This window comes from Streptomyces sp. IMTB 2501 (assembly GCF_001953885.1).
Taxonomy (GTDB): Bacteria; Actinomycetota; Actinomycetes; order Streptomycetales; family Streptomycetaceae; genus Streptomyces.
In genome coordinates this window covers 145,736-157,713 of record NZ_MQUS01000001.1, presented here as the reverse complement: position 1 = coordinate 157,713, position 11,978 = coordinate 145,736, and the positions used below count along the sequence as shown (strand labels likewise).

Sequence of the window (11,978 nt, the reverse complement as noted above, 5' to 3'; positions counted from 1 at the left end):
CCGAAATGGATGATCCGCATGGACGAGAACAAGAACGACGTGGTTGCCGAGGCCGGCTCGACCGGTGAGGCCACGCCCGAAACGGCTGCGCTTCAGGCGGAGATCGACAAGTGGAAGGCTCTTTCCCGCAAGAACGAGGACCGTTTCAAGCAGGCGTCCACGGAGCTTGAGGGATTCCGACAGTCCCAGATGACTGACACCGAGAAGGCTATCGAGGCCGCCAAGGTGGAGGCGCGCAATGCGGCCCTCTCTGAGGTTGGGACCAAGCTCGTGAATGCCGAACTGCGTGCGGCTTCCTCTGCGGCCGGCGTGCCCCTTCCCGGTGCCGAGTACCTGAATCTCGACTCGTTCGTGGGCGAGGACGGCAGCCCGGACTCTGCCCGCATCGAGGCGTTCGTCTCGTCTCTCCCTAAGCCGAATTCCGCGCCCTCCTACGCGCAGAACATCGGCCTGGGTCGTCAGGGGAGCCCGGCCGCCGGCCAGCTCACTCGTGAGGACCTTTCCCGCATGTCTCCGAGGGAGATCAACGAGGCCCGCAAGGCGGGCAAGTGTGATGCCCTCATGCGAGGCGAACTCTAAGCAGGCCCCTTTTTTGCGTCTCAAGTTGGGATGTGACATGCGGGCCTTCTGTGATCTTACTAAGGAATCGATATGGCTGGTAACGACTTCACGACTCAGGCAGCTTCCGGTCTTCTGACTGGCGGCCCTGCGGGCGGCGACCCCGTTCTCAAGGGCAAGGGTGTCTTTGTCCCCGAGCTGTGGACTGCTCAGCTTCTCCAGGACCTTGAAGACAACCTGATCCTTGGCTCTGCCGAGATCACGAACCGTAACTACGAGGGAGAGTTCCGGCGCGAGGGTGACCGGATTCGCATTCCCCACTTCGTTGACACGGTGACCGACAAGGGTCTGGTCAAGGCGTACGGTGAGATCGGCGACAAGGACCACGCGGCCCTTGAGTACATCCCGATGACCGTGGGCAAGGGCTCCAGCTTCCACATCGAGATCGACGCCCTTCACCAGCTCCAGACCAAGGGTGGCATCGACCTGATGTCCGAGCTGGTTCGTCAGCGGGGCCGCCAGGCCGCGGTGACCATGGACAAGATCCTGGCGCAGACCATCACGGCGGCCGTCGCCGGTAAGGACCTGAATGGCGCCGAGACGATGCCGGCCGACGTGAGCACGCTGCCCGCGCTGCACGGCAAGATCGACTCCGTCAAGCACAGCGCTCTGGACACCGAGTCCATCGGCGTCTATGACTACGTGGTTGCGATGCTGGAGAACCTGGACCTGAAGAACGCGCCCGACAGTCGCTACCTCTTCATCTCCCCGCGCCTGCGCTCGCTGCTTCTGCGCGACCCCAAGTTCATCGACGCCGCCCACTTCGGTGGCGGCGCGGTCATGCCGTCCGGCGTCCTCGGCACCATCCTCGGTATCCCGGTCCGCGTCTCGAACACCCTGGGTGCGGCTCGCGCGGAGGCAAACACGCTCGTCAAGGGCCGCCGCCACGACGCTTTCAAGAACATCGACATGTTCATGGGCTCGACGTCTGCCACCAGCCTGGTCATCCCGTTCGCGCAGATGGAGGCGTACAAGCCTGAGCGGTCGTTCACCGACGCCATCAAGTCGCGCGTGATCTACGACGCCAAGGTCATCCGCCCCGAGCAGCTGCTTGTCGCCACCGGGGTCGAGGAGGAGATCCGCAAGCACAACCAGGCAGCCACGGAGAAGAACCGCACCGTTGCGGTCAAGGAAGCGGCTCCGACTAAGTAACCCCCCTCTTTTGCCCCGAAGTTGGGATGTGACAAATGAGCATCACTGTCCCGGACATCGAGGTCCGGCTCGGGCGCAAGATCGAGGACGACGAGAAGCCGAGGGTGGAGGCGTTCATCACGGATGCCTCCGCCCTCGTGGCGGACTACTGCGGCTCCGGGTACCGCGAGGACGCCCCCGGTATCCGGGCGGTCGTCTGCGCTGAGGTCATCCGCTGGCTTGCCGTCGCTCCAGGGATCGTGTCCGAGAAGGTTGGCGACATTCAGGTGGAGTTCGGCTCCACTGCCACCACGCAGTCCCTCTCCCCTGCTGCCCGGACTTCGCTGAAGCGGTACCGGCGCAAGCTCACTTCCACTCCCCTCCAGATCGACACCCCGGCCTGGGACGGAATCTTGGTCGAGGGCTCCAGCGTTCCCATGCGCCCGATGAACGCGGAACGCCCATGAAGAACCTCTTCACCGACCCGGTTCGCATCATCCGAGCTGACATCACCAAGGACGGGCCGTACACCAGGAAGCGGGACTGGGCGAACCCCCGGACCGTGTTCGAGGGCCTGGCCTGCGTCCAGCCTGATCGAGCCTTCGAGGTTCGCTCGCCGGAGCGCGAGACGGCCCAGGAGCGGCTTCTCGTGTACCTGCCGGCCAGGACGGACGTGGACTCCGCGGACCGCGTTGAGTACCACGGGCTGACCTACGAGGTGGATGGCGATCCGCTGGAGTGGCGGCACCTCTCCCTTCGGCACGTGCGCATTCGAGCTTGGAGGGTGGAGCACTGATGGCTTCTCGGTTCAGGCTCGTTCTCAACGAGCACGCGCTTGAGCGAGTGATGTCTTCAGGCGAGACCGCGAAGCTCCTGTCCAAGAAGGCGTCCGAGGTCGCTGCCGCAGCTCGACATGACGCCCCGAAGAACAGGAAGGGCTCGTGGAACATGTACGCCCGCTCCCTGTCCATCACGGCCTGGGAGGAGAACGGGGTCGTTCACTCTGCGGTCCAGGCGGACCGTCATGCCCTGCTCATCGAGTACGGCTGGCGAGACAAGGGCGGTCGCCGCCACCCCGGCAGCCACGCCTTGAAGAACGCCCTGATGAAGGTGAGGGACCAATGAGGATTGATCCCGTCACCGTCGTCTTCGACTTCCTGTCGGCTCGCAAGGACCTGGCCACCTATGTGACTGGCGACCTGGTGGGCCGCGAGCCCGACGAGACCACGATCTATCTGGAGCACGCCGGGGGCTTCCGAGCGATCCGGTCCTGCATGGATCGAGCCGACATCACGTACCAGGTCTACGCGGAGGAGCGCTCGGTGGCCGCCGAGCTGGCATACGTCGTGCGCGAGGCCCTGCTTGAGGAGCTGCCCGGCCGAGCCGTCGGCGAGGCCCTGGTGCTGGACGTGGCCGAGGCGATCAGCCCCCGCTACTTCCCCGACAGCACCTCGCGCGAGCACACGTACCAGGGCGAGGTCACGCTCTTCATCACGGACTCGTGAGCCATCGGCTCCTCTCCCTTTCCCTCGAAGTTGGGATGTGAGACATCCCTGACTCAGCCCCCTCCCACGGGGGCTTTTTTCATGCCCAGATTCAGGAGACCCCTATGGCTGATCAGACCGGTAACTCCGGTAACGCGAAGAGGATTCGCTTCGCCCCGCAGGGCGAGATCTATGTTGCGGATGCACATACCGTGAAGGAGCTGCCTCGCGATTGCACTCCGATCGCCGAGAACGACGTCTTCAAGGCCCTCGGCTACGTGGATGAGGGCGGCGTCACCATCACCCCGAGCATCGAGACCGACCCCGTGAACGTGTGGCAGTCCGCGGTGCCCGTTCTCTACAACGTGAAGAGTGCGTCCTTCCAGATCAAGGCCACTCTCATGGAGACGAATGAGCTGACCACTCAGCTATTCTTCGGCGCCAAGTGGGTGCAGGCGAAGGACACTGACGGCTCGGTGATCGACGGCGTGTGGCGCCTCGACCTGAAGTCCACTCCGGACCTCGATGAGCTGGCCATTGTCGTTGACTGGTCTCAGACCGTTGACGGGCAGCCGGTTCGCTACCGCTGCGTTATCGGTCGCGCGATGATTTCCGACCGTGGCGCTATCCAGCTCCAGCGCGCCGAAAACGGCAAGTTCGAACTCACCATTGAGGCGCTTGACCACTCCGGTTCGCTCGGCTACGTCCTGACGGACGACAAGATCAAGAACGACCCCGTAACCGTTCCGATCGAGGTCACGCTCCAGCCGAGCACCGTTTCTCAGGGCGGCCACTTCGACGCGGTTGGCAAGGGCTTCCCGAAGGGAGAGACCGTCACGATCACTGTCTCCCCTAGCGGCCAGAAGTTCACCGCGACCCCGAAGGCTGCGAGCGAGGACGGCACGTTCACGATTCCGGTGGTCGTTGCTGACGATGCCCCCGTTGGTGCGGACTACGTGGTTTCCGCGAAGGCCGGCGTCGCCGAGAAGGTCACCGCCAAGGACAAGCTCAAGGTCGAAGCCAAGACTCTGACTTCCTAACAGCCCCAGCGCCGGAGACGTCCGGCGCCTAACTGCATGTACCCCCGTGGCGGGGAGGGAGAAATCCCCGCCCTCTCTCATCTACACCACCCCAAAGGTTTCTGGAGTCCCCCATGGCTACTGCTAAGACGAACACCACCGCGAAGGCTGCTGAGGCGAAGGCCGAGGCCACCCAGTTCGACTTCAAGGGCGAGACCTTCGTGATCCCGGCCCCGATGGATCTCTCTGACGATGTGCTCGATGTGATCGAGGAGGGCGGCGGTGAACGTGCCATTGCCCGTGCGATCGTCGGTCAGGAGCAGTGGGCGACGTACAAGAGCCTTCGCTGCACGATCGGTGAGTTCAACGACTTCCTGGATCTCGTCAGCGAGGCTGCCGGATTCGGTGAGTCGGGAAACTAATTCAAACCGCCCGCATCCTCCGGGACCACAGTGACCCCCTTGAGGCGGACCTTCTGTCTCACTTCGGCGTTGACTTGCTGGACCTGTGGCGTGGGCGGATGTCATTGAGGCGTCTTCACGTCCTCATTCAGGGCCTGTTCAAGAAGCCTGGTGAATCTCTCCTCCTCATCGACCTCGATGAAGCCACTTCATGGACTGAGACGAACCACATCCTTGCTCGGATCAGCGATGGCTTGGAGCTGTCGAACTATCTCTTCATCAAGGCCAATTCCGCAGAGGAAGACAACCTTGAACCTCCGAAGCCACTTCCCCGGCCAGGTCAGGTTGCTGAGGAGCCGAAACCTCAACTCGCTCTTGCCTCCGGCGAAGAGGTGGCTGATTTCTTCACCAACTTCAGCAATCTCTAGGAGGCCGCATGGCTACACGAGGAAGGGCGCCGGTCAAGATCGGCTCGGGTTACATCGAGATCTACCCGGAGCTGTCTAAGACAGGTCTGTCGAAGATGCGGGGCGACCTGACTCGTCAGATGACCCGCATGGGAGAGCAAGCCGCCAAGTCGTTCTCTGCGTCGGCGGGCAAGGGATTCTCCACGTTGGCTTCGGCTGCCTCCAAGGCAGCCAAGTCGGCTAAGGCCGCCACGGAGAAGGAGACGGTGGACACCTCCAACAAGCTCCGGCAGATCGAGCGGTCCCTGACCCGCTTCCACGGCGACGAGGCCGGCAAGCAGTTCCGGACCTACCGGAACCTCGCCAAGCAGCGCGAGCAGCTTGAAGAAGGCACCTCCCGGGCAACCAGGAAAGCCATCAACGACACGGTTCGAGCGAACCGGCAGGCGACCCAGGAGACCCTTCGGGAAGCTCGGCAGCAGGAGCAGGAGAAGGCACGGCTCCAGCGTGAGGGGCTGGCGGAGACTCGTCGTCGCATCCAGGCCGAGAAGACCGAGGAACGGGCTCTGGCCGCCGAGGTCCGGCAGGTCAAGCAGCAGCAGGCAGCAGCAGCCCGTCAGGCCGCAGCCGAGCAGAGGGCCGCGGAACGTGAGCTGGCCGCAGCTGCGCGACAGCGGTTGGCCGAGGAGCGCGCCGCCCACATGGCCCGTCAGGGCTTCCTCCGTGACGAGCTTCGGGGCCTTCAGCAGCAGCGATCGGAGTTCGCTGCCACGATCGCCGCCAACCGCCGTCAGATCGCAACCTGGGATCGGGATCACAGGACCTCAACTCGCTCCGCTGGGCAGCAGTGGAAGCAGCTCGGGCAGGCCACGGAGACGTACGGCCAGAACCTTGAGCAAGTTGGTCGCTCGATCAACCAGAACCTTGTGATGCCTCTGGCTGCGGCTGCGGGCATCATGACCAAGATTGGTGCCACCAGCGCCGATATGCAGTTCTACTCCTCGGAGGGCCTGAACCGGGCCGGCTTCAATCAGAAGGAAGTCGCCAAGGGGATTCAGTCCATCCAGGACTTCGCCGTCAAAACCCCTTTCTCGCTTGAGGACATGACGGATAAGTTCTCCCAGGTGGCTCGCAACTTTGAGTCATACGGAGATTCAACTTCCAAGTCGCTCCAGAAGTCCGAGCTTCTCATCAAGGGCATCGCGGATTACGCGGCATCCTTTGGTGTCACGAACCCGGAGAAGGTCAAGGGCGGCATGATGGCCGCCGACATGATGATGGACCAGGGCAAGTTGTCCACCCGTTATCTCCGTCAGTTCGTTCGCGGCACCGGCATCCCGATGAACGAAATCGGAAAGATCGCCGGTTACAAGGGGGGCCCTGACTTCCTCAAGGAGGTTCAGGACCCCAAGGGCGGCGTGAACTCGCGCGAGTTCTTTGACAAGTTCATCAAGGAATACCAGAAGGCTCCGGGTGTCAAGGGTTCCGCCGAAGCTCTGGGTACCGGCTCCATCGGGGGCCACTTCACATCGGTGAAGGAACAAGCTCAGCTGAACCTGGGTAAGTTGTTCGGCCAGTTCAATGAGGACACAGGGAAGTTCGAGTGGACCGAGCTGGGCCAGAACACCCACAAACTGGCCGACCGGCTCGGCAAGCTGATCGAAGACCCGGACTTCAAACAGCTTTCCGGGAGTCTCACCGGAAACCTCGTTCGTGCTATCAACCTGCTGATCACCGGTTTCGAGAAGGTTCAGGGGTTCCTCAACGACCACCCGGCCCTCAAGAGCCTCGTGGCTCAGGTCGTCAAGCTCGCAGTGGTCCTCGGTCCCCTTGCCATTGCAACAGGGCTACTGACCAAGACCTTCGGCAAGATCATGAAGTCCGTCTCGCCACTGGTGAAGGTCGGTGACGGCATAGCCAAGGGTGCCCGCGGTGCCTTCCGGACGACCAACCAGTTCCTCTCCGGCGTCCAGGCCGGCCGAGGTGGCTTCCGAGAGGCGTACCGGCAGCGTCGCGCCGACTACCACGATGGGGACGACCGTTCGGTTGCTCGACGGGGCCTGGATCGAGTGCGTGGGCAGGACAGCCGCTCGACGCAGCTCACAGTGCAGACGAGCGAGGCCGAGGCCGCGCTTCGTCAGGTGGATCAGAAGATCCAGGAGATTCAGAACCGCATCCACAACCTGAACCAGGAGCGTCTGACGCAGCTCGCGTCCGAGCTGGGTGGCGAGGGCGGCACTTCGGTTCGCGGTCGGGCCAGCAGCGCGGATCGGGAGATCGATCAGGCTCGGCTGTCCGTCGGCGAGCTGGACCGATCTCCGTTGACCGAACTCGGGCAGCGGCTCATATCCCTCAAGGAGAAGGCCGGGACGGCGGAGAGCGGCATCAAGCAGGTCCGTCAGGCCGTGAACGACCTCAATGACGCCAAGCTCGGCATGGTCCGCCAGCAGTTTGAGTACCTGAAGGACAAGTCCGACACTTCCCAGCGGCACATCAGCGCTGTGTCCCGAGAGATCCAAGAGGTCAACGGCCGTTCCCTGGAGCAGATCCGGGGGCGTTTTGGCTCCGGTCTTACTCCAGCGGTCAAGGGCTCCTACGCCCAGGCCAAGGACCTCAACGACCGGATCAAGGACGTCAACGGGCGGGGACTCGGCTCGGTGACGGGCAAGGTCCGCACGCTGGCCGATGCCCTGGAGAAGGCCGAAGGCAAGGCCGGCGGTCTGGAAGGCAAGCTCATTGCGGTCAACGGGCTCACCGGCTTTGGTGGGGGCGGCGACAACAAGGGGAAGAGCAAGGGCGGCAAGAAGCACGCCCTGGGCGGCGTCATTCCCGGCTACGCACCGGGGGTGGATAACTACCACGCCATCCTCTCTCCTGGTGAGGCAGTGCTGCGGCCGGAGGTCGCCAACGCGCTTGGTTCCGACCGGATCAACCAATGGAACTCGGCAGCAGCCCGTGGCCGTATCTCGCGGCACGCCAAGGGAAAGGCGGGCAAGGGCACCTCGAAGAGCGGAACTTGGCCGCTGTCGATCCTGGAGGAGCTGTACGACATCGTGAACATTGGCCCCGGAATTGGGGCGTTCACGAGCGGCATCGGCATGGCTGGCGCAGGCCAAGCCATCGGTGGTTCTACGGGTTCGAGCGTCCGCCACTGGGGCGCTCAGGCTGGCGGTGATGGCGCCGGCCGACTGGTGAACGACCGCTTCGGCAGGATGAAGGACTTCATTCTTGAGCGGGTTCCCTCGTTCCTAACGAAGGCTCCCACTGGAATCGGAAATCTCATCGGAATCGCCGCAGGCGGCATCGCGCCGACTGCTGGCCAGCTTTTCTGGGATGACGTCTGGAAGGGTGACGGGAACATCCTCCAGCGTGGCGGTCGGTTCATGACCGACATGGTGAAGTCGATACCTAAGATTCTGAAGGATCTTGTATCGAATATCTGGGACTCCGGCGCCGAGATCCTCGGTGCTTTGAAGGACGCGATCTCTGATCCAGTCGGCTTCTTCAACGATGCACTGTCATCGGTGAAGGAGATGTTCCAGGGCATGGTCGACCAGGTTCGTGAGATGGTCCGCCTGCTCCAGGAGATCTGGTCGAATCCGTCCGAGTACGCCGAGGAAGTCTTCGACAACTTCATCGTGCGTGTGCAGGAGCTGATGCCCAACACCACGGGCCTCTTCAAGTTCGCGGATGGCGGGATCGTTCCCGGCTTCGCGCCGGGCGTCGATTCGGTTCCGGCGATGCTCTCCCCAGGGGAAGCGGTTCTCCGCCCGGAGGCTGCTCGCCACCTGGGCCACTCGATGGTGCAGAAGCTCAACTCTCAGGCGAAGGCCGGTACCCTCCCGAGTTCTTCTTCCAGCTCTACAAGTTGGGATGTGACATCTCCTCCTGACGCGAAGGCGTACGAGGAGGCCGTAGCCGCGATCAAGGCTGCCCTGGACGACTTGACCAAGGCAGTGGGGGCTCACAGCGCGTCGGCTCGCACCGACTGGACGAAGGTCTCCGACTCGGTTCGCGTAGCGGTGGACAGCGGCATCAAGCCCGCTCAGCAGCGCTGGATTCAGCACCTTCAGGGCCCGCTCTCACAGGCCGAGAGGAACTTCCAGAACGCGAGCCGGTCTACCTGGACCAACGTGGCGTCGCAGGTCTCCTCGTCGGTGTCCGACACCAGCAGCTCGTTCGCGCGACTGCGCTCGAACCTGGACGACCTGAAGCGGTTCTTCGAGACCAGCTCGACCCGCATCAAGGACGTGTGGCGGTCGGCCATGTCCTACGTGGACAGCTCGACCAGGAGCACGGTGGACGGCCCGTACAACCGCGGCGCCGTCAGCATGATGTCGTCGATGGCGAAGCTTGCCGGGACGAACGCTCCGCTTTCGGCTCTGCACTTCTCTACCGGTGGTGTTGTTCCGGGTTACCGGCCGGGTGTCGACACCGTTCCCGCGATGCTTTCCGAGGGCGAGGGCATCCTCCGCCCGGAGGTTGTTCGCGCACTGGGCACAGAAACGATTCATCGTTGGAACGCCCAGGCTCGTAGGTCCGGAAACATCTACGCCAACGGCGGGGTTGTAGGCCCGGCTTCTTGGTCTGGTGCTTCCGGCTCGGACTGGGTGAAGAAGCACAAGGACGACGACTACGACGGCTACACCTCCGCCCTCAAGGCGGGTTGGACGTCGGTCGTCAAGCCGATGCTCGACACCGTCAAGCAGCGTTTCGGGGCTGCGGGCTCTCTTGCCTCTGGAGGCTTCGAGAAGGCACAGCCCTGGCTCCAGAAGTGGACTTCTTGGGTCGATCAGCACACCTCCGGTGGGGGCGGTGCAGTCGTGAAGAAGGCCATCGAGGAGTACCAGAAGGAAGCCCCGATGGTGGGCGGCTCGAAGTACAACCTCGGCAACGGCGAATCCTGGTGTGCCGACTTTGTCTCCTACGTGGTGGACAAGGCCGGAGCCACTTCGGCTTACGGCAACTCCCCCAAGGGTGCTCCTCAGAACCGGTGGCCGGCAGTGGCTACCTGGAACGCGGCAATGCGCCATGTTCCGGTTTCCCAGTCGCAGCCCGGCGACCTTCTGACCTACAGGGGCGACGGCCACATCAACATCAAGACCGGTGCTGATGAAACCATTGGTGGCAACGAGTCCAACTCCCTCCGTCGCCAGCGTGGTTACTGGCGTTCGGCTACGGCTGCTCTCCGCCCATCGGGCGGCGTGGCCTCGTCGGACGGGCCAGTTCTCAATCCGTGGCCAGGCAGTGTTCCGAAGTTCTCGGGGACACTCGGTGGCGGTGTTGATGGGGAGATCGCCAAGGCCATCGCCAAGGCCATGTCCCTCACCGGGGTCAGGGGTTCCAAGTGGGCTGACGGCATTGCAACGATCATCCGTCGTGAGTCCGGAGGCAATCCACGGGCCATCAACAACTGGGACTCCAACGCTGCGGCAGGGAACGCTTCTCGCGGTTTGATGCAGGTGATCCCGACCACCTTCCGTGCCTATCACCAGGCCGGTACGAGCTGGGACATCTTCGATCCAGTGGCGAACATCGCCGCCGCGATCAACTACATCAAGTCCAGGTACGGAGACATCTCCCGAGTGCAGCAGGCCGACCCCAGCAAGCCCCCGAAGGGCTACTGGACAGGAACGAACTATGCGTCTCCTGGCTTGGCGCTCGTGGGCGAGAAGGGACCCGAGTTGGTGAACTTCCGTGGTGGTGAGCGGGTCTACAACAACGCGGAAACCCGCGATCTCCTCGGACAGCGCTACGAGATCCACATTCATGAGGCCAAGAGCGAAGACACGACTCAGGCCGTGATTCGCGGCCTCAAGTACGTGGAGACCATGTACGGCATGTAACAGATGGCATGAAGGGCCCCGGCTTCGGTCGGGGCCCTTTGTGTTGTCCGGATAGCGAGGTGTTCAATGCCAATTCCGGGTTACCGGCTCCCCAGTTGGGAGGACAATGCCCCGATCATCGGAGTCCCCCCGGAACCGGATCACTGGGGCCATACCAAGGTCACGATCACCGGGGCCAACGGCACGGGCGAGGAGATCCACCTCACCGACTTCTCCGGCCGGGCCTGGCCGGCCGTCTTTCTGCAGGACGGTGCAACGGGCCTCGACATGCCTCCGATGGAGGTCTACGCAGACACAAGTCCTAACCTCGACGGGGGCTGGTTCCGCTCCACGAGGGCGGCCGAGCGGGCGATCCTGCTCCCCCTCTACCTGTACGGCATCGACCGCAGGACGATCCTCAACCTGAAGCGGAAGCTCTCCCGCACGCTCAACCCGAAGAACGGTTACTGCGTGCTGCGCTTCACCGAGGGCGACAGCACATCCCGATACCTCACCGCCTACTACAAGGGCGGCATGGAGGGCAACGAAGGCTCGGACAATGCCGGGTTCACCTGGTGCCGGTACGGCATCCAACTCACAGCCTTCGACCCCTGGTTCTACGGGGACCGCGACGTCATAGCCGAGTGGAAAACCGGCGTCGGCAAGGTCTTCCTGAAGGGGGCGGACAAGCCGTTCCTCCCTCTGGCGATCAGTGAGGGAACTATCTCCTCGCGCGGGGTCGCCATCTTCAACCCCGGCGACGTGGAGGCATGGCCGGTCTGGGAGATCGGGGGCCCGGTTCGTTCGTTCACGATCTCCAGTCCTGACGGCCGGAAGTTCGGCATCAACCCGAAGGACCCCAGCGTTGATCTGATCAGCACGGGCGAGACGCTGACGATCGACACACGTCCCGGCTACAAGACGATCACCCGCTCCAACGGAGAGAACTTCTGGCCGCGCCTCGACCCGAACCCCGCGATGTTCGAGCTGCCTGCCGGTGAGTCGAAGGTCAACGTCCAGATGAATCCGGGTGCGTCGAACGCGGCTCTCCGCCTCCAGATCTCCCCTCGCTTCGAGAGTTACTAGGAGGGGC

General features: G+C 63.2%; 11 protein-coding genes. All 11 read left to right on the top strand.

Going from position 1 to position 11,978, the window contains the following annotated elements:
* Window positions 1–18 precede the first annotated feature (18 nt).
* The 11 genes from AV521_RS00720 (at window position 19) to AV521_RS00670 (ending at window position 11,971) form a co-directional block, all read left to right on the top strand.
* The gene (locus AV521_RS00720; protein WP_143658558.1) at window positions 19–579 is read left to right on the top strand and encodes a hypothetical protein; all 561 of its coding nucleotides are present in this window, start codon (window positions 19–21) and stop codon (window positions 577–579) included.
* Between the two features lie 72 nt (window positions 580–651).
* On the top strand, window positions 652–1,770 hold the full coding sequence (locus AV521_RS00715; protein WP_179022750.1) for a hypothetical protein: 1,119 nt from the start codon (window positions 652–654) through the stop codon (window positions 1,768–1,770).
* A gap of 35 nt (window positions 1,771–1,805) precedes the next feature.
* Window positions 1,806–2,216, top strand: a complete 411-nt coding sequence (locus tag AV521_RS00710; RefSeq protein WP_076082201.1) for a hypothetical protein — start codon at window positions 1,806–1,808, stop codon at window positions 2,214–2,216.
* On the top strand, window positions 2,213–2,545 hold the full coding sequence (locus tag AV521_RS00705; protein WP_076082199.1) for a hypothetical protein: 333 nt from the start codon (window positions 2,213–2,215) through the stop codon (window positions 2,543–2,545). Before AV521_RS00710 ends, AV521_RS00705 begins: the two co-directional genes overlap by 4 nt.
* A gap of 50 nt (window positions 2,546–2,595) precedes the next feature.
* Complete coding sequence (locus AV521_RS00700; protein ID WP_179022748.1) at window positions 2,596–2,874, top strand: hypothetical protein; 279 nt, start codon at window positions 2,596–2,598, stop codon at window positions 2,872–2,874.
* Window positions 2,871–3,254 (top strand): hypothetical protein, encoded by a 384-nt coding sequence (locus AV521_RS00695; protein WP_076082195.1) that lies wholly within the window; start codon window positions 2,871–2,873, stop codon window positions 3,252–3,254. The genes AV521_RS00700 and AV521_RS00695 overlap by 4 nt, the downstream gene beginning before the upstream one ends.
* A 104-nt stretch (window positions 3,255–3,358) precedes the next feature.
* Window positions 3,359–4,273 (top strand): hypothetical protein, encoded by a 915-nt coding sequence (locus AV521_RS47390; RefSeq protein WP_076082194.1) that lies wholly within the window; start codon window positions 3,359–3,361, stop codon window positions 4,271–4,273.
* Window positions 4,274–4,386: 113 nt separating this feature from the next.
* A complete protein-coding gene (locus AV521_RS00685) occupies window positions 4,387–4,674 on the top strand; it encodes a hypothetical protein (protein ID WP_076082193.1) in 288 nt (95 codons plus the stop codon).
* Between the two features lie 74 nt (window positions 4,675–4,748).
* Window positions 4,749–5,081 (top strand): hypothetical protein, encoded by a 333-nt coding sequence (locus AV521_RS48525; protein WP_143658557.1) that lies wholly within the window; start codon window positions 4,749–4,751, stop codon window positions 5,079–5,081.
* An 8-nt stretch (window positions 5,082–5,089) separates the two neighbouring features.
* On the top strand, window positions 5,090–10,906 hold the full coding sequence (locus tag AV521_RS50280) for a transglycosylase SLT domain-containing protein (protein WP_076082191.1): 5,817 nt from the start codon (window positions 5,090–5,092) through the stop codon (window positions 10,904–10,906).
* 66 nt (window positions 10,907–10,972) lie between these two features.
* Window positions 10,973–11,971, top strand: coding sequence for a phage tail domain-containing protein (locus AV521_RS00670; RefSeq protein ID WP_079249051.1), 999 nt, complete (start codon window positions 10,973–10,975; stop codon window positions 11,969–11,971).
* Window positions 11,972–11,978 lie beyond the last annotated feature (7 nt).

Excerpts from the sequence above, each read along its gene's own strand:
- AV521_RS00720 (WP_143658558.1), top strand. The coding sequence starts at position 19 with ATGGACGAGAACAAGAACGACGTGGTTGCCGAGGCCGGCTCGACCGGT.
- AV521_RS00715 (WP_179022750.1), top strand. The coding sequence starts at position 652 with ATGGCTGGTAACGACTTCACGACTCAGGCAGCTTCCGGTCTTCTGACT.
- AV521_RS00710 (WP_076082201.1), top strand. The coding sequence starts at position 1,806 with ATGAGCATCACTGTCCCGGACATCGAGGTCCGGCTCGGGCGCAAGATC.
- AV521_RS00705 (WP_076082199.1), top strand. The coding sequence starts at position 2,213 with ATGAAGAACCTCTTCACCGACCCGGTTCGCATCATCCGAGCTGACATC.
- AV521_RS00700 (WP_179022748.1), top strand. The coding sequence starts at position 2,596 with ATGTCTTCAGGCGAGACCGCGAAGCTCCTGTCCAAGAAGGCGTCCGAG.
- AV521_RS00695 (WP_076082195.1), top strand. The coding sequence starts at position 2,871 with ATGAGGATTGATCCCGTCACCGTCGTCTTCGACTTCCTGTCGGCTCGC.
- AV521_RS47390 (WP_076082194.1), top strand. The coding sequence starts at position 3,359 with ATGGCTGATCAGACCGGTAACTCCGGTAACGCGAAGAGGATTCGCTTC.
- AV521_RS00685 (WP_076082193.1), top strand. The coding sequence starts at position 4,387 with ATGGCTACTGCTAAGACGAACACCACCGCGAAGGCTGCTGAGGCGAAG.
- AV521_RS50280 (WP_076082191.1), top strand. The coding sequence starts at position 5,090 with ATGGCTACACGAGGAAGGGCGCCGGTCAAGATCGGCTCGGGTTACATC.
- AV521_RS00670 (WP_079249051.1), top strand. The coding sequence starts at position 10,973 with ATGCCAATTCCGGGTTACCGGCTCCCCAGTTGGGAGGACAATGCCCCG.